This window comes from Priestia sp. P5, assembly GCF_029522155.1.
Lineage (GTDB): Bacteria > Bacillota > Bacilli > Bacillales > Bacillaceae_H > Priestia > Priestia megaterium_E.
Map to the genome: position 1 here is coordinate 1,811,498 of NZ_JAKWFJ010000001.1, position 21,950 is coordinate 1,833,447.

Here is a 21,950-nt window from a genome sequence, read left to right on the forward strand (position 1 = left end):
AGGAAAAGAGAATTTTTAGAAGTAAGCTGTAAGTAAGGAGATGTTCAATCATGACAGATAAATGGAGAGTTCATAAAATAAAAAGTGATTGTGAACCTTGGCTGTTTTTAGAAGGCTGGGAAAAAGATATTATTGAAACCATTGAATTTGAAAAAAAAGAAGAAGCGCTTCGCTACTACGCGATGATGATTTATGAATTTCATCAAAAATATGCAAGCGTGCGAAGTGATGAACTAGCGCTCTTTAGCTTTTGGAACGAAGGCGAAAAGGAATTTTGCGAGGCCTGTGATGATGATCTTCAAATCTTCCACGGTGTTTTATTCGCTAAAAACGATGAAGTCTATTCATTAGAAGAAGATGAAGAAGGATTAAAAATGCTTCGTACTAAATAAAAACGTCCTGCGGGGCGTTTTTTTTATATAAAAAATGAACGATTTCAATTGCTAAAGCGTCATATAGGTGATGAAACAAAAAGGAGGGGTGACCGCTTTGGAACAAGATGATTTCATCCTTGTCCAAAAAGCATTACAAGGTGATGATGATGCCTTTTCATTATTATTTCAGCGCTATCATTCATTTTTATATAAATACCTTTTAAAGCTGACATTAGATGAGGACTTATGCAGTGAATTGTGTCAGGAAGCAATGATGAAGTGTTACGTGAATCTTTCTTCATACAAAAATGAAGCAAAGTTTTCGACTTGGATGATATCCATTGCTTCAAGACTGTACATGGATTATTTGCGTAAGCAAAAACGTGAAAAAAGCAGTCTTCAGCGAATAAAGCAGTCTTTATCGCATCAGCTTCAGTGGAAAGCTAAATACAAAGGAGTGGAATGGAGCGAGATGTTTTCCGATTTTAATGAACTCGATTCGCGCTTTCGAATTCCTGTCTTGCTTCGACATTATTACGGATACACATACGATGAGATTGCCCATATGCTGAATATGCGAGCAGGAACGGTCAAATCAAGAGTAAATAAAGGAGTAAACATACTGAGAAAGGAGTGGAAAGAATGAGAGAAGAAAATGACAATCAGCCCTTGCATTCTTTAAAAAAAGATTGGGAGCAGCTAGAGAGTTTAGCAAGTCATGAACATATTTCTCTTCATGTAATTAAAGAACAACTTCTTATTGAAAAACAAAAGCAGAAAAAAGCTTTCCGGAAAGAGTTATGCTTATTTACATTAACAGCACTTGTTATTTTAACAGTAATGGCAACGGCTATTTTACAAATACCTGCCTTATTTATCGCCATTGAAGTGATCGGGATCATTGTTGCTCCTATTTCTTTTATCGTCTTTCACTATAAACGGAAAAAGGAGATGTTTTTATAATGAATGAAAAATGGATTTTGGTTCTGTTTATTTCGCCATTTCTTCTTCTTCAAAGCTTTCTCCTTTTTATCAATGCAAAAAAACGCGGCGCCCATCCATGGTTTTGGGGAATATGGGGACTGATTCAAATTCCAATGCCAACGCTTTTTTATTGGTTTTTTATTATTTGGCTTCCAGCACGAAAAAAAAGGGGGATATAAATGAATGAAATTAACTGGTTGTTAATTGCTCCAATTCTATTATTACAATTATTTTTAATGATTCCAGCATTGATAAGCTGCATAAAGCAAGAAGAGACAAACGGACCAAAATGGTTATGGGGACTCATCATTTTATGTGTAAGTACAGTCGGTCCCGTTTTATATTTTGTTTTAGGACGTAAAAAACAGTGAGGTGGAACGAAGATGTTTATGCAAGTAGAAGGACTGACAAAAACGTACCGCAATATAACCGTTGTAGATAACCTTTCATTTAATCTCGATAAAGGAAAATGTGTAGCATTGTTAGGGCCTAATGGTGCAGGTAAGACAACTACTCTGCATATGATTGCAGGTCTTACGGCACCTAATAAAGGGAAAATTTCTTTTGAAGATAAACAACATCAAGACGTACGGTCATTTGTTGGCTTTCTGCCACAGCATCCTACGTTTTTTAATTGGATGACGCCTCAGCAGTATTTAACTTTTTTAGGTCTTTTATCTAATATTTCAAAGAATGTGCTTTCCCAACGAATAGATGAAGTACTTGAAACTGTAGGTTTAAAAGGAAAGGAAAAGCAGAAAATTGCTGGCTTTTCTGGAGGAATGAAACAACGTTTGGGCTTAGCGCAAGCCTTGTTGCATAAACCTGAACTGCTAATTTTAGATGAACCCGTTTCGGCTTTGGATCCTGAAGGCAGAAAAGATGTCCTAATGATTATCGAAGCATTAAAGAAGGATACATCCATTCTATTTTCAACCCATATTTTGCATGATGCAGAACAAATATGCGATAACATTATCATGATTAAAAACGGACGTATGAAATGGAATGGAACAAAGAGTTCGCTGCGCCAAGAGTTTACGTCTCCTACTTTTACGATTGAAACAGAAGAAAAGCTCCCTGCATCACTTAGCAGTCTGCCAAGTGAACAGGTGCTGTTTCATTCTCCTTATAAAGCCACTGTAAGTGTAAAAGATACATCTCAGCACCAGCAGCTGCTTCAACTGCTTGTTGATCAACAAGCAAACCTTGTTTTATTTGAACGAAAACAGCATTCTCTCGAAGATGTGTATCTAGAGGTGATGAACAAATGAATACATTTGGAGTCTTATTTAAAAAGGAACTGCATGAATTATTTGCGAACGGCAAAGGAATTTGGCTGCCAATCTCTCTAATTTTACTAGGCATCACACAGCCTTTAACGAATTATTATATGCCACAAATCATTAACATGGCAGGGAATTTACCAAAAGGAGCAATTATTCAACTTCCTACGCCCACCGGTCAAGAAGTAATGCAAGGTGTCCTTTCACAATATAGCACAATAGGGACCTTACTGATTGTACTCGCAAGCATGAATATGATTTCAAATGAACGACAAAATCATGCGGCTGTACTTGTTATGATGAGACCGGTGAGCGTCATTCAATACATTATGAGTAAATGGGCTGCGCAAATCGTACTGGTCATTGGCTCAACGTTTATAAGCTATATAGCAGCATGGTATTATACAAATCTTTTATTTTCATATGTGGATTGGACTCATATGCTAGTTAGCTTTCTTTTATACAGCCTGTGGCTGATTTTTATCTTGTCCGTTTTAGTGGCAGCTGGAACATTCCTTTTACAAAGCGGAGGGATTGCTGGAGTAAGCATTTTGATCATTGCGTTACTTTCATTTTCGAGTAATTTGTTTACGAATCAATTAAAGTGGAGTCCTGCAGCGCTGTCACAATACGCCGCTCGTCTGCTTGAACAATTGCACTGGTCACAAAGTGTCACCTATACCGTAGCTATTACGTTAATGAGCAGTTTTTTTCTTTTAATCGCTGCTGTTTATAGATACAAAAAAGTAGAATATGTATAAAAAGACTTCTGAAACGAAGTCTTTTTTCTAAGGAATTAATTTGCAAATCCACGCAATATAAAGAGCAGCGGGGACTAAGAGGATCTGGGCACATACTGTCCCGCATAAACGAGAGATGACGAGTGTACCAACCATTTTGTTCATAGATTGCTTAGTAGATTCACCTTTCATTACCTTTTCAGTTAAAATGGCTACTTGCGGATCTACAAACACAGCAAGGGTAATCATCGCTAGTCCGTTAATAAGACCAGAAGACATCAGAATTGATTTAGAAAGGGTAGGCTCGAGCGTAGAAGCATAAAGAGTGGAAAGAACACCTACTGTATAAATAGTCGTAGCCATTAAATTCAAAAGAAGCAACCGCTTGGGCACTCCGCCTATTCGCAGCTGAGACAGCATAATCCACCTAGGACGCTTCACGTGTTTTTTTGCTTTTTCCAGCGTATGTATGGAAGCAATGTTTTTCATCATTTTGGGTACAGATCCCGCTACTTCTAAGTGTGAAATCATGCGGGAGAAGATCGATACAAAGCTAGGAATTAAAAGAGCACCTGCGATTGTCCCAATAGAAGCCGCGACCAAGATAGTTTGAAGCTGATGAAGTAGAAGGGGCAAATCTTCTTTAGACTGGACCGCATCTCCTAATTTGCCGGTCAGCGGAGCTTGCACCATATTAGCTGTTCTTGAAACGATGACAATAATATTAAAAAGAGATAGGGCCACGACTAGTTTTCCAGTTTTCAAGCCCGCAAGTCTCACAGAGTAGGCTAGTGTTTCAATCATGTGAATAATTCCTACAAATACACAAATAATAAGTAATTTTTCCATCATAATAAGTAAGTTCCTTTCTTTGATACACGCACTTCCTTATTATGTATAATTTTGGTTCATTTGTAAATAAAAAGCCACTTGCTACCAAGAGTAGCAAGCGGCTTTTTATTATCGATGCTGGTTAATATCACGCAGTATATCTTTGCTAGCCTGATAATCTTTTTCTCGTTCTTTTTCCACCTGTAGACGTTTGTCTAGTTTACGGCTATATTCAGCATACCCCACGCCGTGAGAAAGCTGCATGGCCTTTTCCATTTCTGACGTGTACGTTAGGTGAAGTGCGATAATGAATCAATCCTTTCAGCATTTTTCACTTGTGGCACATGTATTGCTGCTCAAGTGTTTCGATGTTTATAATTCTTGAAGTCTTTCTAGAAATCGTTTTCCCTGTCGCTTTGGATCTAAACATAAATGATTAAAATTTCATAACATTCCAGGTAAAAGCCTTTTTTTCTTGCGTAGTATCCCATATAATAGCAGGAACAACGTTTTTAAAGGAGTTATATATGAACAATACAAAACGAGTATGGTTTGATTTACTTTTTTATATCGCTATTCCTTACCTAATATGGAATCAAGGAAAAGACATTATTGGTGATTACTATGCCATTTTGCTTTCAACAGCACCAGCGTTTGTGTATACCATTTATACATTTATTAAAGATCGCCAGTTTAACGTAACAGGATTGTTTATTGTCATTACGCTACTGGCACGTACCATTATTGATTTAATTTCAGGAAACGCAGCAACGATGTTAAACAATCAAGTATACTTTATGATTGGACTGGCTGTAGTTGTTCTGTTTACCATTGTGATAAAAAAGCCAATTGGTTTGTACTTCTTTGTAGATACGGCTTACTTAATGGGCTATAAGCGAGAAGACTCTCTAAAACTCTTCCACCAGCCCGATTTATTCAAAATGATGAACTGGCTTACAGTACTGTTCGCAGGTCGCTATGTATTTTTAGCAATCGTAAAATACGTATTGATTCAAAAGTACGGAGTAGAAGGGTACGGGAACATGATTGTATTCCGTCAGGCCGTTACGTGGGCATTCTCCATTTTAATTGCCGTCTACACGTATTTTATCTATAAAAAAATTCAAGATAAAACAGGGATGGATAACCCGATGAATCCAAATGTAAATGAATAAAAAAAGAAGCGTGCGTTTAACTAACGTACGCTTTTTTGTTACAAAACAGTGAACAGTGCTCGAAACACTAACATCTCATTTAAAATTAATAGTAAAATAACGCTATTAGAAACGGGATGAAAGTAGGTCAAGAAATGAAACTATTATTAGCATGTCAAAAGCAGCCTTATCGAATTTTAGAAATGATTATGGTGTTTTTTACCTTAATTTTTGTCGTACTGTCGTTTTTTGATTACCGTCAGCTTTTTTTCCTTGTGTTTACGCTTGGAATTGTATTTGCTATTCGAGCGTTTGAAATGCAAGATGGAGAGAAAAAGACTCAAGGAAACATCTGGCTACTTGTCGGTGTTGTGATGATTTTGCTAGATATAGTTTTATTTGTTGTATATGCCATCAATCGATCTTAACTAAAAGAAAAATGCTTCCGTGCAGAGGGTCACCTCTAGCTGCGGAAGCTTTTTTGATTAAGGAATCATCCACGATAATACATTGGATTGTAAAAATGTTAATACGCAGACAATCAGTAGTAAAAATAAGCTGTGCTTCACCGTAAAACGAAGCAAATCGGACTCTTTTCCAGCCAACCCAACCGCAGCACAGGCAACAGCGATGGACTGCGGTGAAATCATTTTACCGGTTACTCCACCAGAAGAGTTTGCTGCAAGCGCAAGAAGCGGATCCATTCCAATAGACGTAGCCGTGATTTTTTGCAAGTTGCCGAACAATAAGTTGGCTGATGTATCTGATCCTGTAATAAAAACACCAAGCCAGCCGAGTACAGGAGAGAAAAAGGGAAATAACGCGCCTGTTTTAGCTAGCAGCAGTCCTAAGGTTGTACTCATTCCAGAAGCATTTGTCACGTAAGCAAATGCTACAACTGACATAATGGTAAGCAGCGGCAACGCTAATTCTTTGCACGTCTCGTTAAACGTAATAAACCATTCTTTCCAAGAGATGTTGACGATAAATTTTGTGACAACAGCAGACAACAGGATAGCTGTGCCGGCAGCGCCTAGTAATTCTAACTTATACACTGCCGCAATCGGTTCTCCATTTCCATTTAAAATTAAATTATTTAACCAAGGTACTTCTGGCATAAACGTTAAATAATGTCCGATGGAATTGATAGCGCTCAAAAAAGCGTTAGCTCCTTCATAATGTCCTGTCAAAGCGGTTTTAATTTGAGGAATTCCCCATATAGAAATAAAGATCGTTAAAATTAAAAAAGGTGACCACGCCTTTGCAATTTGAGCCCCCGTGAATGCGGGTTGATCTTGAGTTTCTCTTGGCTCAGCTGAAGCGGAAGCTACTTCATGTGCTGCTTTTTCAGATTGAAAGCGAAACGTTGTTTTCGGTTTCCAGAATTTTAAGAAAATAGCGAGCGCAAAAAGTGAAACGAGTGCCGATAAAATATCGGGAAGTTCCGGTCCTAAAAAGTTAGAGCTGACAAACTGGGTAAAGGCAAAAGAGATGCCTGATACTAGAATAGCAGGGAGTACTTCTACTGTTTTCTTAAATCCTGCCATTACAAAAACCAAATACAGCGGAATAAATACAGAAATAAAAGGAAGCTGGCGGCCTACCATTTTAGAGATTTCCATTGCCGCTACTCCAGTAGGACCTTCCATAGCCGTGATAGGAATACCGATTGCACCAAAAGCAACGGGTGCTGTGTTTGCTAATAAACATAAGCCCGCGGCATACAGCGGATTAAAACCTAGGCCTACAAGCAAAGCTGCTGAAATCGCAACAGGTGCACCAAAACCAGCAGCACCTTCAAGAAAGGCTCCAAACGAAAAAGCAACTAACAAAGCTTGAAGTCTGCGATCTTCTGTAATAGATACGACAGAGGTACGAATAATATCAAACTGACCGGTTTTTACGGTTAGTTTGTAAAGAAAAACGGATGTAATGATAATCCATCCAATCGGCAGTATACCGTATACAGCTCCTTGACTTGCTGACATAAAAGCCATGCTAGCCGGCATTTTATAAGCAAGTATTGCAACGGCAAGTGCGACCAGTAAAGTTGTAATCCCAGCCATATAACCTTTCATTCGTTTAATAGCCAGAGCCCAAAAGAAGTAAAGAATAGGAATCAAAGCGATTAATGAAGACCAAATGACGCTGTTTCCTACAGGAGTGAACTGCTGTGTCCATGTCATAACTAACACCTCATTTTCAAATTAGTGAACTACGAATTTAGTAAAACGAAACCATTAAAGCTACGATGATAAGGTCATCTGATGACTTATGTAAAAATGAATTCGCTTACATTATATTCTAATCCTTTTGTGATAGGCAAGTACTAAAAGAAACTTTTTTTCTAAAAAACGGACATTTTTTTGTTGATAAGAAGAAAATACTGGTTGAAAATCCCAAGAATAGGTGATTTAATGATTGTAAGCGCTTGAAATATATCTTTTCATCTTTTCTACTAATTATTCTTCTTATTAATCTACTACTTTTAGTCGTATTATATATGGCACTTCTTTATGTTATTAGTGAAACGGTGTTTGCTATTACAAAACGAGAGGAGTCAATTTATTGAGTACGTCGAAGCTTCCAGGTCATTTAAAATCCATTTTATCTCATCCTTCCACACTTGAAGAACAGCATATGAATCACTTCCTTGGAAATAACGGGTCTCTGCATGTTAAGCCAACTTCAGAACAAGAAATAGCAGCCGTTTTAAAGTATGCGACGGAACACGGAAAAAAAGTCGTCATTGAAGGGAACGGTACAAAAAAAGGGTTTGGCGGGCTTATAGACACAGCAGACCTTTTGCTTTCGCTGACTGAATACAGCGGAATTGTTGAACATACAGTAGGTGATATGACGGTTACTGTAAAAGCTGGTACGCCGTTTGGAGAGCTGCAAACGTATTTAAAAACGTACAATCAGCAAGTTTCACTTGATCCAGCTCTAGGAGACTACGCTACCATTGGCGGGGTTATTGCAGCGAATGAAAGTGGTCCAAAGCGCTTGTCTTATGGATCAGCTCGAGATGCAGTAATCGGCATGAGAGTCGTATATTCAGATGGAACCATTGTTCGTTCCGGAGGAAAAGTCGTCAAGAACGTGGCTGGTTACGATATGAATAAGCTGTTTATTGGTTCAATGGGAACGCTCGGCGTTATATCCGAAATAACGTTAAAGCTGCGTCCGCTGCCTAAATATCAAAGCGTTCTTTTTCTTTCTTTTTCAAAGAGCAACATCGAAGAAATCCATGCTTTTGTTAGCAAAGTCCTAGACTCCATGATAGAGCCCGTTTCCTTGGAATTATTAAGTCCTTCTCTAGCTGAAGATATAATAGGGCAGCATTTGTTTACGCTTGTAATTAGCTTTGAAGATGTGGAAAGTTCCGTTCATTATCAAGAGAATTACATCAAAAACATTCAGCCGTCTGATACGATTTTAAAAGTACTGCAGGAAAAAGAAGCCGAGGTATTTTGGGGATTTTTTAGTAACATTAGTCCAAATGGTGCACACTGTTCTTCCGAAGAGGAAACGGAAGCCGTGCTAAAAATTGGCGTACCAAATATGAATGTACTCAATGTAATAAACAAAAGTACTGCATTAAAAACGTCCCGTCCAATGCTGATAAAAGCACACGGAGGAGTTGGACACGGTCTTTGTTCGGTCTACATAAAGGGCTCAGAAGAAGCCATTCTTTCCGTTATCACTTCATTTACTGAAACTGCTAAAACGTACGGAGGATATGTGGTCGTTAAACATTTGCCTTTTATACTGCGTCAAAAAGTAAATGTATGGGGAGAAAAACCTTCTCATTTTCCGTTACTAGCAGGAATTAAAGCGAAGGTGGACGCTAAAAATGTGCTTAACTATAAACGATTTATAGGAGGAATCTAAGTGAATTCAGCGAAAGCGGATATCAAAGATGCTCCATGTCAAAGCGTTAGCAATTATTTGTGGAAAGACGCGCCAGACGAAAAAAAATGGGCGGATTGTGTACACTGCGGAATGTGCTTGGAGTCTTGTCCTACTTATGAAATAACGGGGCAAGAACAGCATTCACCAAGAGGACGCGTGCACCTTATCAAATCGGTAGCAGAAGGAAAAATAAGCGTGAATGAACAGTTTATAGACCCTGTTTTTGCCTGTTTGGACTGCCGGGCCTGTACAACTGCTTGCCCTGCAAATGTAGACGTTGGCGGACTCATTGAAGAAGCTCGCGGCCAAATTCGTCAGGCGATGCCTTTGACGGGATGGAAAGGCATGATCAGCAAATTTTTTCTAAAGGGACTTTTTCCTCACTCTCATCGCTTAGAAGCTGCAGGAAGCTTATTGAAGCTGTATCAAAAAAGCGGAATACAAAAAGTGATGCGCACAACTGGCATGTTAAATATGATGCCAGTACATCTAGCAGAAATGGAACATGTAATGCCTAAAATTACCCGTTCTGTTCGAAAAAAATATAGAAAGAAACGCGTTCTAAAAGCAAAAGCCGAAAGAAAAGCAGAAGTGGCTTTTTTAACCGGCTGCATCATGGACGTCATGTTCAGTGATATTAATGAAGCGACTCTTAATGTATTAAGAAGAAATGGAAACGACGTTGTTATTCCTCCCTCTCAAACGTGCTGTGGTGCTTTGCACGTTCATGCAGGAGACCGAGACATGGGAAGACAGCTTGCCAAAAAAAATATAGAGGCTTTTCAACATGCGGACACTGTTATTGTAAACGCTGCAGGATGCGGCTGCATGTTAAAAGAGTATCCTGAACTATTTAGAGAAGAAGAGCAAGAGTGGCTTGAAAAAGCCGAAGTCTTTGCTGAAAAAGTCCAGGATATTTCAAAATACCTTCACGATACGGGATATCGCCCCCCGCAGGCAAAGCTGCATAAGCGCATTACGTATCACGATGCTTGTCATTTAGCTCATGGTCAAGGAGTTAGGAAAGAACCAAGAGATATTTTGCTTTCTATTCCGGGAGTGGAAATGGTTCATATGGCTAATGCGGACCGATGCTGTGGAAGTGCAGGAATTTATAATTTAACAAATCCTGATATGGCGGGGGCTGTGCTTCAAAGTAAAATGGAACACGTGCCTCATGACGTAGAAATGATTTCAATGGGAAACCCAGGATGTATGCTGCAGATGGCAGTAGGAGTAAAAAAATATGGACGAAGTCAGCAAATTGTTCACACGGTACAGCTTTTGGAGTGGGCCTATCAAAAAGAAGAGGAGGAAGCACATCGTGTTGAAGAAAAATAGAATAAAAGATCTTCACGTAAAAAATCTCTCTCAACTAGTAGATGCTCATTCTATTTTGCATCATAAAGAAGATTTGCTTGCGTACGACTGCGATGGGTTTACTATTCATAGACATTTGCCTAAAGCGGTGGTATTTCCTCAAAATACGAAAGAAGTTTCTAGCATTGTTAAATACTGCAATGAACATGATTTGCCTTTTCTTGCAAGAGGAGCAGGCACAGGTCTAAGCGGGGGAGCGATTCCTCTTAATAATGAAGTGGTTATTAGTTTAGTGAAAATGAAGCGCCTTCTTAGCGTCGACTATGAAAACAGGCGTGCCGTTGTAGAGCCGGGATTTATTAATCTTAGATTAACCAATTCAATCTCTGAAAAAGGATATTATTATGCACCTGATCCTTCGAGTCAATATTGCTGCACCATTGGCGGAAATGTAGCGGAAAACGCAGGAGGGGCACACTGTCTTAAATATGGGGTAACTACCAACCATATTTTAGGGTTAGAGGTGGTGCTTCCAAATGGAGATGTGATTGAACTTGGCAAGCAAGGTATTCCAGATGAACCGGGATATGATTTATTAGGACTTTTAACGGGATCAGAAGGAACGTTAGGAATCGTTACAAAAATTACGGTGCGCATTTTGAAAAACCCCGAAGCAAAACAAACGGTTCTTGCCTATTTCGACCGCGTAGAAGACGGCAGTCAAGCGGTATCAGACATTATATCAGCCGGCATTGTGCCTGCTGCGCTTGAAATGATGGATAAAACCGCCATTGAAGGAGTGGAAGCTGCTGCGTTTCCAGTCGGACACCCTAGAGATATTGAAGCTCTTTTATTAATTGAAGTAGACGGCATTTCAGCCGGTATTGAAGAGCAAATCCTTCGTATTTTAGACGTATGTAAAAAACAAAACGTACGGGAAGTGAAAGTAGCTGAAAGTGAAGAAGAGCGCGCGAGGTGGTGGGCAAATCGTAAAACAGGATTTGGAGCGATGGGAGCCATATCCCCTGACTATCTCGTACAAGACGGCGTTATTCCAAGAAGCAAACTGCCTCAAGTGCTGAAGCGAATTAACAAAATTAGCCAAGAATCTGGCCTTCGCATTGCCAATATTTTTCACGCCGGAGACGGGAACTTACATCCGCTTGTATTATTTGATGCTAGAAAGCCAGGGGAAACTGAAAAAGCACTCGACGCCGGAAGCGCATGTTTGCAAATATGTGCAGAAGTAGGAGGAACGATTACCGGCGAACACGGCGTGGGCATTGAAAAAAAAGAAGAAATGCGATTTGTTTTCAATGAAGATGAAATTCAAGCACAAACGAATATACGAGAAGTATTTAATCCTAAAAATCTATTAAATGCAGGAAAGCTTTTTCCAAGTCCGAGCCGCTGCGCTGAAGTCAAAAAAGAAATGAAAAAAGTAGAATATTTTTAGAAAATTCTTGAAAATACACTCGCTCGATGATATGATTTTTTTAACAAAAATAAAACGCTGTTTCGCAATAAGAAACAGCACCGCATATGTTCGTCTTAACCATTTTGGCAAAAAGAAATAAAAGCGCGTCCAAATCTAAAAATGTAAAGAAGTAAGAGGAGGAAACAGACGGTGACAAACTACAAACAAGTTGGAAATCTGAAAGTAGCTCCAGTTCTCTATCAATTTATCAATGAGGAAGCTCTCCCGGACAGCGGCCTAAGTACAGAAAATTTTTGGTCTTATTTTGAAGCGTTAGTAACCGAGTTAACACCCGTAAATAAACGTTTGTTAGAAAAGCGTGATCAGCTGCAAGCTCAAATTAATGCGTGGCATCAAGAAAATCCTGACGGTGACTTTAACGAATACAAATCGTTTTTAACGAGAATTGGCTATTTAGAAGACAAGACAGACGATTTCCTTATTGGTACAGAAGGAGTAGACAGCGAAATTGCCTACCAGGCAGGACCGCAGCTTGTTGTACCTGTAAATAATGCCCGGTACGCTATTAACGCTGCTAATGCACGCTGGGGAAGTCTATATGATGCTCTTTACGGCACTGATGCAATCAGTGAAGAAAATGGAGCTTCGCGCACGAGTTCTTACAATCCAATTCGAGGAGAAAAAGTTATTGCGTTTGCGAAGAATTTTCTTGATGAAATTGTTCCGCTCGTTCAGTCTTCTCATGCGGAAGTGGTTCAGTACAGCCTTGAAAATGGAAGGCTTGTCGCTCAATTAAACGATGGCAGTTTAACAGAATTACAGGAAGAAGAGAAATTTGTAGGGTATCAAGGAGAAGAAGAAAGCCCTGATGCTCTTTTATTCAAAAACAACGGCCTGCATTTTGAAGTTCAAATTGATCGTACGGATTCGATTGGCAAAACAGACGATGCGGGTGTAAAAGATATTTTAATGGAAGCAGCTCTTACGACGATTATGGACTGTGAAGATTCAGTAGCGGCAGTAGACGCAGAAGATAAAGTAGATGTTTACCGCAACTGGCTAGGATTAATGAAAGGTGATTTGACGTCTACTTTTAAAAAAGGAAGTCAAAACATGACAAGGCGTTTAAATCCAGACCGTACTTATGTTTCTCCCGACAAGAAAAAGATTTCACTGTCCGGCCGTTCGCTTATGTTTGTTCGAAACGTTGGGCATTTAATGACAAACAGCGCTGTTTTAGATCGAAACGGCAACGAAATCTATGAAGGTATTTTAGACAGCGTGATTACTAGTTTAATTGCCAAACACACCTTGCTTAAAAACGGCACGTATCAAAATTCTAAAAAGAGCTCTATCTATATCGTTAAACCGAAAATGCACGGCTCCAAAGAAGTGGCTTTTGCCAACACGTTATTTAATTCAATTGAAGATATGCTAGGGCTTGAGCGTCATACGATTAAAATTGGCGTAATGGACGAAGAGCGCCGCACGACGCTTAATTTAAAAGCGTGTATCAAAGAAGTAAAAGACCGAGTGGCTTTTATTAATACTGGATTCTTGGATCGAACAGGTGACGAAATTCATACCTCAATGGAAGCGGGCGCTGTTATCCGTAAAAATGATATGAAAGCGTCTAAATGGCTTCAAGGCTACGAGCAGTCTAATGTAAATGTAGGCTTAGCAAGCGGATTCCAAGGCCGCGCTCAAATCGGAAAAGGAATGTGGGCAATGCCGGATATGATGGCGGAAATGCTTAAACAAAAAGTGGGGCATTTAAAAGCAGGAGCGAATACGGCATGGGTGCCTTCACCAACCGCAGCAACGCTTCATGCTCTTCACTACCATCAAATTGATGTAAGAGATGTTCAAAACGAATTGCTTACTCAGTCTGCTGATTTACAAGATGACATTTTGCAAATTCCTGTGGCAGAAAAACCAAATTGGAGCAAAGATGAAATTCAGCAGGAGCTCGACAACAACGCTCAAGGAATACTTGGGTATGTAGTGAGATGGGTCGACCAAGGAGTAGGGTGCTCAAAAGTACCGGATATTAATAATGTAGGGCTAATGGAAGACCGGGCAACGCTTCGTATTTCCAGTCAGCACGTAGCTAACTGGCTTCATCATGGAATTTGTACAAAAGAACAAGTAACGGAGACGCTCAAGCGAATGGCAAAAGTAGTGGATCAACAAAATGAAAATGATCCTCTGTATCAGCCAATGGCACCGAACTACAGCGCATCCATTGCTTTTCAGGCAGCCTGCGATTTAGTATTTCAAGGCTATGATCAGCCAAACGGCTATACGGAGCCCATTTTACATCGCCGCCGTATCGAAGCAAAGGCAAAAGCAGCTATAAAACAGTAAAACAAACGGCCTGTCAGCATAGGGATGGCAGGCTGTACTTACACCTTCAGAATCTGACTATCTACTATTCTTATTAAAATCAAGCAAATGGGAAAAGGAGCTATGTTATGAAATTTGTAAGGTTCGCTGTACAAGATAGCCGTCATACAGGTGTACTAAAAGAGGATACGATCAGCGTCATTAAAGGAAATATATTTGAGAAATGGGACTATACAGGGCAGACTTTTTCACCGAGTGAAGTAAGGCTTTTGGCTCCTTTAGAGCCGAATCAAATTATTGGAATAGGCGCAAATTATGCAGCTGCAAAGTCGGAGCTGCCAAGAGAAGTGCCTTCTATTCCTGTCTTCTTTTTTAAGCCCACATCCTCTGTGATCGGTCCAAACGAGGCCATTGTCATTCCAACTGCGATTAAGCACGTCAAGTTTGAATCCGAGCTTGCAGTTATTATTGGAAAAGAAGCGAAGAACATCGCAAAAGAAGACGTGCTGGACTATATATTTGGGTATACAATTGGAAACGATGTAACGGCTCCGGATTATTTTCATAAAGACGGGCACTGGACTATTGGAAAATCCTTTGATTCATTTACGCCTCTTGGCCCCGTAATCGAAACGGAGCTTGATTTTAAATCCATTCATGTAAAAGCGTTTTTAAATGGCGTTGAAAAACAAAATAGCTCGACAGATTTAATGATTATTTCCGTTGAGCAAATGATCGCTTACCTTTCTACTGTTATGACCCTTAAGCCGGGAGATGTGGTTTTAACAGGAAGTCCGGTCGGCGCGGAGCTGGTAAGCGCAAACGATGTCATTGAATGCACCATCCGAGAAATTGGAACCCTCCAAAATCCGTTTGCTGCAGAGAAAGAACGTGTAAACGTATAAGAGTGATAAAAAATGCCCGGCAGTAACACGACACATAAAGGAGAGAAAAAAATGGAGAGAGAAAATATGGTGAAGTCTGTAAGCCGGGCGTTGGATATCGTCACAATTGTCAGCATGGAAAGAGAAGGGGTAGGCGTCACAGAAATTGCAAAGCAAATGGACATCAACAAAAGCTCCGTATACCGTATTCTAACTACTCTTGCTCAGTACGGCTATATTGAACAAGATCAAGAAAACGGGCGGTACAAGCTTGGGTATAAGTTTTTAGAAGTAAGTTCAAAACTTTTAGATTCTATTGATCTACGAACGGAAGCAAAGCCGTTTTTGCAAGAACTTGAAAGTGAAACAAATGAAGTTATTCATCTTGTTGTCTACGATCAAGGTGAAGTAGTGTATATTGAAAAATTAGAAGGCAATCAGACGCTGCGCATGCATTCAAAAGTGGGGAAAAGAGCGCCTATGCACTGTACGTCTGTCGGTAAAGCTATCCTAGCTTTTTTACCGCTTAACACGGTAACAAGCATTCTTGAAAGAAAAGGCTTACCAGCTCATACCGATCACACCATTACAGATGAAGAAAGCTTTCTTCGAGAACTTTCAGAAGTAAAACAAAAAGGATATGCGCTGGATTTAGAAGAAAATGAATACGGAATTACTTGCATCGCAGCGCCTATTTTTGATCACCTTGGTCAAGTCGTTGCCGCAGTCAGCATTTCCGGTGCTACCATGCGTATGACAAATGAGCGATTAACGTATCTTCAAGAACGCATGGTTGATATAGGCAAGAACATTTCGAAGCGGCTCGGCTACAAAACTGAATCTGTGAAAGACAAAAGTTTGTTCTGATTCTTCGAGAACAAACTTTTGCTGTAAAATAACGTAATTATATTATGTAAACTATAGGCTAGGATTTTTAATTGATGTTTTATTCATGATACAATAAAGTCGTTAGAATATATACGTAAAGGAGATAAATTATGGAACAGTTTGAGCGCAATATTGAAAAGTACGCCGAGCTGGCTGTAAAAGTCGGGGTAAACATTCAAAAAGGGCAAGTATTAAACATTAATGCCGATATTTCTTCCGCTGATTTTGTTCGTGAAATTGCGAAAAAAGCGTACGAAGCCGGAGCAAAGTCTGTTGATGTAGACTGGCATGACGATCATTTAGTTCGTTTGAAATACGAAAAAGCGGATGAATCTGTATTTAATGAATTTCCTGCTTGGAAAGCTCAAGCAAGAGAAGAGCTTGTGAAAAACGGAGGCGCTGTTTTATCTGTAATTTCAAGCGGTCCTGACTTACTAAAAGGAGTAGACGGCAAACGTATTGCTGCGTTCCAAAAAGTAAGCGGAAAAGCAATGAAAAAATTCCGTGAAGCGATCCAATCCGATAAAATCAGCTGGTCCATCGTAGCTGTTCCTTCAAAAGACTGGGCAGCTAAAGTATTTCCTGACGTTCCAGAAGAGCAGCAGCAAGAAAAACTGTGGGAAGCTATTTTTAAATCTGTGCGCGTAGATCAAGAAGATCCAGTAGCCGCATGGGAAGAGCACAACGCTTCATTACATACAAAAGTAGACATTTTAAATGAAAAGAGATTTGCTAAGCTTCACTATAAAGCGCCAGGAACAGATTTAACAATTGAGCTTCCTGACAAACATATTTGGGTTGGCGCAGGCAGTGTTAATGAAGACGGCAACTCGTTTATGGCCAATATGCCAACAGAAGAAGTATTCACACTTCCAAAAAAAGACGGCGTAAATGGTCAAGTAACGAGCACAAAACCGCTTAGCTACGCAGGAAACTTAATTGAAAACTTCACGCTAACATTTGAAAACGGAAAAATTGTTGATGTAAAAGCAGAAGAAGGCGAAGAAACGTTAAAGCACCTAATTGAAACAGATGAAGGTGCCAAATACTTAGGAGAAGTAGCCTTAGTACCGCATCAATCGCCAATTTCTCAGTCAAACATCATTTTCTACAACACGCTGTTTGACGAAAATGCATCCAACCACTTAGCCATCGGCAGCTCGTATTCCTTCTGTTTAGAAGGTGGAAAAACGATGTCTAAAGAAGAGCTATCACAAAACGGAGCAAACGACAGCATCACCCACGTTGACTTCATGATTGGCTCAGCTGAAATGGACATCGACGGCATCAAAGCTGACGGTACAAGCGAGCCTGTGTTTAGAAAAGGGAACTGGGCGTTTTGAATTAAACCTTGATGTAATAGGGTTTTAACCACCTTAACCTTTTGATTGGTCACAAGCTGGTCACATATTAACGAATAAGGTATTCAATTTATCAGCCACTTCTTGTTGCATACTCGGCAAGACGTGGCTGTATTGATTTAATGTGATTTGAATGGAAGAGTGTCCAACACGTTCGGAGATAACCTTCACATTCACATTTTGCTGAATTAGCATTGTTACATGCGTATGACGTAAATCATGAAATCGTATCACAGGTAGTCCAAGTTTTTTAGCATGATTCTTAAATCTCTTCGATAAAGTAGATGAATCTAAGGGGTTGCCAAACTTTGTACAGTTCACTAAGTCATAATCATTATAGGCTATACCTTGTTTAAGTTTATTAGCTAATACTTTCTTACGCTCTTTTTTCAATTGATTAACAAGCATATCAGGAATATGAATAGAACGTACACCAGACGCTGTTTTAGCCCCCACCTTAAGTTCTTTTGCATACCCGTCATAGATTTGTCTAATATAGATAACCTGTTTTTCAAAATCAATATCTCTCCATCGTAGCCCTAGGATTTCTCCTTTTCGCATCCCAGTAAGCAGAGCCATAAGAACAATTGTGTAATATCTATTTTGTTTAGCATTAGCAATGTAGTAATTTACTTGTTTCAAATCCCAAATGCTCATTTCTGATTTTACTTCTCTTGGTATATTCACATGCATTAATGGGTTCTCAGAGATGAGCTTTAAACCATGTGCCTTCTTCATCAGCTGATTCATTAGGAATAAAAGCTTCCGAATAGAATTGTGACTAAGAGAAGAATCAGCCACCAAACTGTTAGTAAACTTTTGAAGAACGATTGGATTCAAATCTTGTAGCTTATAATGACCTAACTTAGGTTTAAGGTGATTTCGATATAAGCACTGATGGTTCTTTAATGTACTTTTAGCTAACTGTGTCTGTCTTTCTATAAACCATTCCTTTATAAAACTATCTAAATCAATTAGCTGTGGTTCTATAAAAGTACCTAAGTTTAACTCATTTAGTACAACTGCTAAAGCTTTTTCCGCTTCTTTCTTCGTTGTAAAGCCACGTTTCTTCTTTTGTCTTCGTTTACCTGTTAGTTCGTCTCTACCAATATCTACTATGAAATAATATTTCCCTGTTGTTTTATCTTTTTTTACACTTCCTTGCATCTTAAGAGCCTCCTGTATTGCTCTTAAGCTAGTAGTAATTAAAGGCTTCCTTAGGTAATTTTAACATACAGGGATTAAAGAAAATATGTAAAGGTTTAATGAATCTTATTTAGCTAATGTTTTACCCTGACTTGAGAAAGTTTTAAATGTTGATATGAGCCTAATTTCTGTAGAATAAGCAACGATGAAAGAGAGTCTAATATGGATGCTCTTCTTCCTTTCAAAGTGAAGGATAAGCAGAGGGGCGGTAGTTTCCACATATTACAGCCTTCTTTCTGTAAGCATAACCTATAGTAGGTATACATACACGTCACAAACCTTCCGAAACGATAGCTGACTAATAAAATATTGCTTTTATTAGTTCTAGTGTTAAAAGCTTTATTCTACACAGAATTCTACCATTAGGAAAAAGCATAGTTATAATGTCCTCATTTTGGTATAGTAGAAGCTAGACAACCTTATCCACAAATACGTGGATACAGATAGAGTATCAATGGAGGAAAGAACATGGACAAATTGACGTTACAACAACTTGAATCCCATTTATGGGAATCTGCAAATATACTAAGAGGAAGTATTGACTCTTCTGATTATAAGAACTATATATTCGGATTACTATTTCTCAAACGCCTGAATGATGTATTCGTGGAAACAGCAAAACGCATTGAAGAGGAAGAGAAAGATGATTACGGGTGGTACGACCGTGATGAACACCAATTCTTCGTTCCAGAAGGAGCAAGATGGGATGATATCCGCTCCAAGACACAAGATATTGGTGATGCTATTAATAAGGCTTTTGAAAAACTAGAAGAAGAGAATGCATCGTTACAAGGGGTACTAGCAAACATTGATTTTAACGATAAAGGAAAGTTACCTGACAATCTTTTAGTTCAATTGATTCAACATTTTTCAAAAATTGACTTAAGTAATGATAACCTACCAGAACCAGATATGCTTGGTCGTGCGTATGAATATCTCATTAAGCAGTTCGCTGATGATGCAGGGAAAAAGGGTGGAGAATTCTACACACCAAGTAAAGTAGTAGAATTGATTGTTAAACTAATTAAGCCTGAAGAAGGAATGCGTGTATGTGACCCTACAGCAGGTTCTGGCGGTATGCTTATCCAATCTGTAGACTATATTAAAGGAAAAGGTGGAAATCCTCGTAACCTTGTTCTTCATGGACAGGAAAGAAATCTTAATACATGGGCTATTTGCAAAATGAATCTCCTGTTGCATGGATTAAGCGACCATCGTATTGAAAAGGGAGATACAATTCGTGACCCGAAATTACTTGAAGAAGGAGAACTTATTCTGTATGACCGTGTTATTGCTAACCCGCCATTTAGTTTAAAAAACTGGGGACGTGAAGATGCAGAGAGTGACCAGTATGGTCGTTTCCGCTTTGGATTACCACCAAAAACGGCAGGAGACTATGCGTTTATTCAACATATGGTTACTACACTAAACCACGAAGGGAAAGCTGGAGTAGTCATGCCTCATGGTATTCTCTTTCGTGGAGGAGCAGAAGGAACAATTCGTAACGATATTATAGAAGAAGACCTAATTGAGGCAATAATTGGATTACCTTCAAGTTTATTCTATGGAACAGGTATTCCAGCGTGTGTCCTTATTCTAAACCGTAACAAGTCAAAAGAGCGTAAAAATAAAGTCTTCTTCTTAGATGGTTCTAGAGACTATCAAGAAGGGAAGAACCAAAATATATTGCGTGACCAAGATATCAAAAAAATTGTAGCGGCTTATGACAAATATGAAGCAGTGGAGAAGTATTGTCGTTCAGTAGACATAGAAGAAATTCGTGAAAACGACTATAACTTAAACATTGCTCGCTATATTGACACAACAGAAGAGGAAGAACAAATTGATGTAGCTGAAACAATAGTTGAACTGCGCAAGTTGGAGAAAGAGCGGGAAGAAATTGAAATGCTTATGTATGGGTACTTGAAGGAGTTGGGATATTGTGAGTGATATGAAAAAAACAACTATTGGACTCCTTCCCGTTGATTGGACAATAAAAAAAATTAAGGATGTTTGTGAGACAACAAGTGGTGGAACTCCTTCACGTTCTAAAAAAGAGTATTATGAAAAAGGTACGATACCTTGGATAAAGACAGGAGAATTGAATCAGAAGTATATCTTTGAGACTAAAGAAAAGATTACAAATTTAGCATTACAACAATCCTCTGCTAAACTTATCCCTAAAAACGCTGTTTTAATGGCTATGTATGGCGCAACCATTGGTAAAACTTCTATTACAAAAATTGAAGCTGCAACTAACCAAGCTTGCTGTGCGCTGATTACAAAAGAGGAAATTGAACCAGAATTTTTATATTATGTACTAACTTCCAACAAGGATAAAATTACTGCTTTAGGTGCTGGAGGAGCGCAGCCCAATATTAGTCAACAAATTATAAGGGAACTTGAAATCCCTTTTCCCTCAAAAGGGGAACAACGAAGAATCGTTTCAGTTCTTTCTTCTATCGATGAATCAATAAAAAAAACAGAAGCTATTATAGACCAAACCAAAAAAATAAAAGTCGGCATAATGCAGCAATTATTTACAAAAGGAATCGACCATACCAAATTTAAGCAAACAGAGATTGGGAAGATTCCTGACGAATGGGAAATTGTTACAATAGAAGATTGTTGCGAAATACTAGATAGTAGACGTGTTCCTCTTAGTAAAAAAGTTAGGGAAAACATACAAGGGGAAGTTCCTTATTATGGAGCAACAGGTGTTGTAGATTATATTAATGACTTTATATTCGATGAAGAAATTGTACTAATTGGGGAAGATGGAGACCATTTTAAAAAATTTAGAGAATGGTCAATGACAAATATTGTAAGAGAGAAAAGTTGGGTTAATAATCATGCTCATGTACTTAAAGCTAAAAATAGTGTAACAAATGAATGGATATATAGATTTCTTGAGCATAGGGACATTACCCCTTATCTATCTATTCAAGGGGCTACGAGATTAAAACTAACACAGCAAAATTTAAGGAAAATTAAGATAGCAGTTCCTTCAAAATTAGAACAAAAGCAAGTTACAATGATTATAGATAATATCGAAAAAAAGGCACAAAAAGAATTAAAGCGATTAATCCATCTAAGGGATATAAGAAAAGGTCTTATGCAATCTCTTTTAGTAGGAGAAGTCCGTGTGAAAATGGGCAAAGCTAAGGCGACCCAGATATGACCTTTTCCTCTCTTACTGAGGGAGAAAAATAATTTGTAGGTA

General features: G+C 38.8%; 22 protein-coding genes. 18 read left to right on the forward strand and 4 right to left on the reverse strand.

The window, feature by feature from the left end; all coding sequences use genetic code 11:
* Positions 1–50 precede the first annotated feature (50 nt).
* From MMB69_RS09945 to MMB69_RS09975, 7 genes are all read left to right on the forward strand, one after another.
* Positions 51–392, forward strand: a complete 342-nt coding sequence (locus MMB69_RS09945; RefSeq protein ID WP_013057574.1) for a DUF1033 family protein — start codon at positions 51–53, stop codon at positions 390–392.
* Positions 393–462: 70 nt separating this feature from the next.
* A complete protein-coding gene (sigY, locus tag MMB69_RS09950; protein ID WP_223260193.1) occupies positions 463–1,020 on the forward strand; it encodes an RNA polymerase sigma factor SigY in 558 nt (185 codons plus the stop codon).
* Positions 1,017–1,337, forward strand: coding sequence for a YxlC family protein (locus tag MMB69_RS09955; protein WP_115654217.1), 321 nt, complete (start codon positions 1,017–1,019; stop codon positions 1,335–1,337). The genes sigY and MMB69_RS09955 overlap by 4 nt, the downstream gene beginning before the upstream one ends.
* Positions 1,337–1,537, forward strand: coding sequence for a transcriptional regulator (locus MMB69_RS09960; RefSeq protein ID WP_115654216.1), 201 nt, complete (start codon positions 1,337–1,339; stop codon positions 1,535–1,537). Before MMB69_RS09955 ends, MMB69_RS09960 begins: the two co-directional genes overlap by 1 nt.
* Positions 1,538–1,729, forward strand: coding sequence for a PLD nuclease N-terminal domain-containing protein (locus tag MMB69_RS09965; protein ID WP_014459563.1), 192 nt, complete (start codon positions 1,538–1,540; stop codon positions 1,727–1,729).
* A 12-nt stretch (positions 1,730–1,741) separates the two neighbouring features.
* The gene (locus MMB69_RS09970) at positions 1,742–2,632 is read left to right on the forward strand and encodes an ABC transporter ATP-binding protein (protein ID WP_221784828.1); all 891 of its coding nucleotides are present in this window, start codon (positions 1,742–1,744) and stop codon (positions 2,630–2,632) included.
* The gene (locus MMB69_RS09975) at positions 2,629–3,405 is read left to right on the forward strand and encodes an ABC transporter permease (RefSeq protein ID WP_221784829.1); all 777 of its coding nucleotides are present in this window, start codon (positions 2,629–2,631) and stop codon (positions 3,403–3,405) included. The genes MMB69_RS09970 and MMB69_RS09975 overlap by 4 nt, the downstream gene beginning before the upstream one ends.
* A gap of 27 nt (positions 3,406–3,432) precedes the next feature.
* Here the strand turns inward: MMB69_RS09975 and MMB69_RS09980 are convergent, their stop codons facing one another.
* Entirely contained in the window at positions 3,433–4,236 is an 804-nt protein-coding gene (locus tag MMB69_RS09980) for a lipid II flippase Amj family protein (RefSeq protein WP_115654213.1), read from the reverse strand.
* Between the two features lie 108 nt (positions 4,237–4,344).
* Positions 4,345–4,491: a YuzK family famiily protein gene (locus MMB69_RS09985; RefSeq protein WP_014459567.1), complete on the reverse strand. Its 147-nt coding sequence runs from the start codon at positions 4,489–4,491 to the stop codon at positions 4,345–4,347.
* Between the two features lie 251 nt (positions 4,492–4,742).
* On the opposite strand from MMB69_RS09985, the gene MMB69_RS09990 reads away from it, so the two are divergent.
* Together MMB69_RS09990 and MMB69_RS09995 are read left to right on the forward strand one after the other, a co-directional pair.
* Positions 4,743–5,390, forward strand: a complete 648-nt coding sequence (locus tag MMB69_RS09990) for a VC0807 family protein (RefSeq protein ID WP_013057564.1) — start codon at positions 4,743–4,745, stop codon at positions 5,388–5,390.
* Between the two features lie 134 nt (positions 5,391–5,524).
* A complete protein-coding gene (locus MMB69_RS09995; RefSeq protein WP_264407811.1) occupies positions 5,525–5,797 on the forward strand; it encodes a hypothetical protein in 273 nt (90 codons plus the stop codon).
* A gap of 57 nt (positions 5,798–5,854) precedes the next feature.
* Here MMB69_RS09995 and MMB69_RS10000 read toward each other — a convergent pair whose 3' ends face one another.
* Entirely contained in the window at positions 5,855–7,555 is a 1,701-nt protein-coding gene (locus MMB69_RS10000) for an L-lactate permease (protein WP_264407809.1), read from the reverse strand.
* A gap of 382 nt (positions 7,556–7,937) precedes the next feature.
* Between MMB69_RS10000 and MMB69_RS10005 the strand changes: the two genes are divergently transcribed.
* The 7 genes from MMB69_RS10005 (at position 7,938) to MMB69_RS10035 (ending at position 17,503) form a co-directional block, all read left to right on the forward strand.
* Positions 7,938–9,263, forward strand: a complete 1,326-nt coding sequence (locus MMB69_RS10005; RefSeq protein ID WP_221784831.1) for an FAD-binding oxidoreductase — start codon at positions 7,938–7,940, stop codon at positions 9,261–9,263.
* Positions 9,264–10,625, forward strand: coding sequence for a (Fe-S)-binding protein (locus MMB69_RS10010; protein WP_221784832.1), 1,362 nt, complete (start codon positions 9,264–9,266; stop codon positions 10,623–10,625). It abuts the gene before it with no gap.
* Positions 10,609–12,060, forward strand: coding sequence for an FAD-linked oxidase C-terminal domain-containing protein (locus tag MMB69_RS10015; protein WP_221784833.1), 1,452 nt, complete (start codon positions 10,609–10,611; stop codon positions 12,058–12,060). The genes MMB69_RS10010 and MMB69_RS10015 overlap by 17 nt, the downstream gene beginning before the upstream one ends.
* A 171-nt stretch (positions 12,061–12,231) precedes the next feature.
* Positions 12,232–14,409: a malate synthase G gene (locus tag MMB69_RS10020; RefSeq protein ID WP_221784834.1), complete on the forward strand. Its 2,178-nt coding sequence runs from the start codon at positions 12,232–12,234 to the stop codon at positions 14,407–14,409.
* A 107-nt stretch (positions 14,410–14,516) separates the two neighbouring features.
* Positions 14,517–15,293 carry a fumarylacetoacetate hydrolase family protein gene (locus MMB69_RS10025; protein WP_221784835.1) on the forward strand — a complete coding sequence of 259 codons (777 nt, stop codon included), beginning with the start codon at positions 14,517–14,519 and terminating at the stop codon, positions 15,291–15,293.
* A 51-nt stretch (positions 15,294–15,344) separates the two neighbouring features.
* Positions 15,345–16,139: an IclR family transcriptional regulator gene (locus MMB69_RS10030; RefSeq protein ID WP_221784836.1), complete on the forward strand. Its 795-nt coding sequence runs from the start codon at positions 15,345–15,347 to the stop codon at positions 16,137–16,139.
* A 131-nt stretch (positions 16,140–16,270) separates the two neighbouring features.
* Positions 16,271–17,503 (forward strand): aminopeptidase, encoded by a 1,233-nt coding sequence (locus MMB69_RS10035; protein WP_025751295.1) that lies wholly within the window; start codon positions 16,271–16,273, stop codon positions 17,501–17,503.
* Between the two features lie 60 nt (positions 17,504–17,563).
* Here MMB69_RS10035 and MMB69_RS10040 read toward each other — a convergent pair whose 3' ends face one another.
* Complete coding sequence (locus MMB69_RS10040) at positions 17,564–18,688, reverse strand: site-specific integrase (protein ID WP_047750625.1); 1,125 nt, start codon at positions 18,686–18,688, stop codon at positions 17,564–17,566.
* A 507-nt stretch (positions 18,689–19,195) separates the two neighbouring features.
* Here MMB69_RS10040 and MMB69_RS10045 point away from each other — a divergent pair.
* Both MMB69_RS10045 and MMB69_RS10050 read left to right on the forward strand, forming a co-directional pair.
* Positions 19,196–20,677, forward strand: a complete 1,482-nt coding sequence (locus MMB69_RS10045; RefSeq protein ID WP_047750626.1) for a type I restriction-modification system subunit M — start codon at positions 19,196–19,198, stop codon at positions 20,675–20,677.
* A 1-nt stretch (position 20,678) separates the two neighbouring features.
* Positions 20,679–21,908 carry a restriction endonuclease subunit S gene (locus tag MMB69_RS10050; RefSeq protein WP_277448050.1) on the forward strand — a complete coding sequence of 410 codons (1,230 nt, stop codon included), beginning with the start codon at positions 20,679–20,681 and terminating at the stop codon, positions 21,906–21,908.
* Positions 21,909–21,950 lie beyond the last annotated feature (42 nt).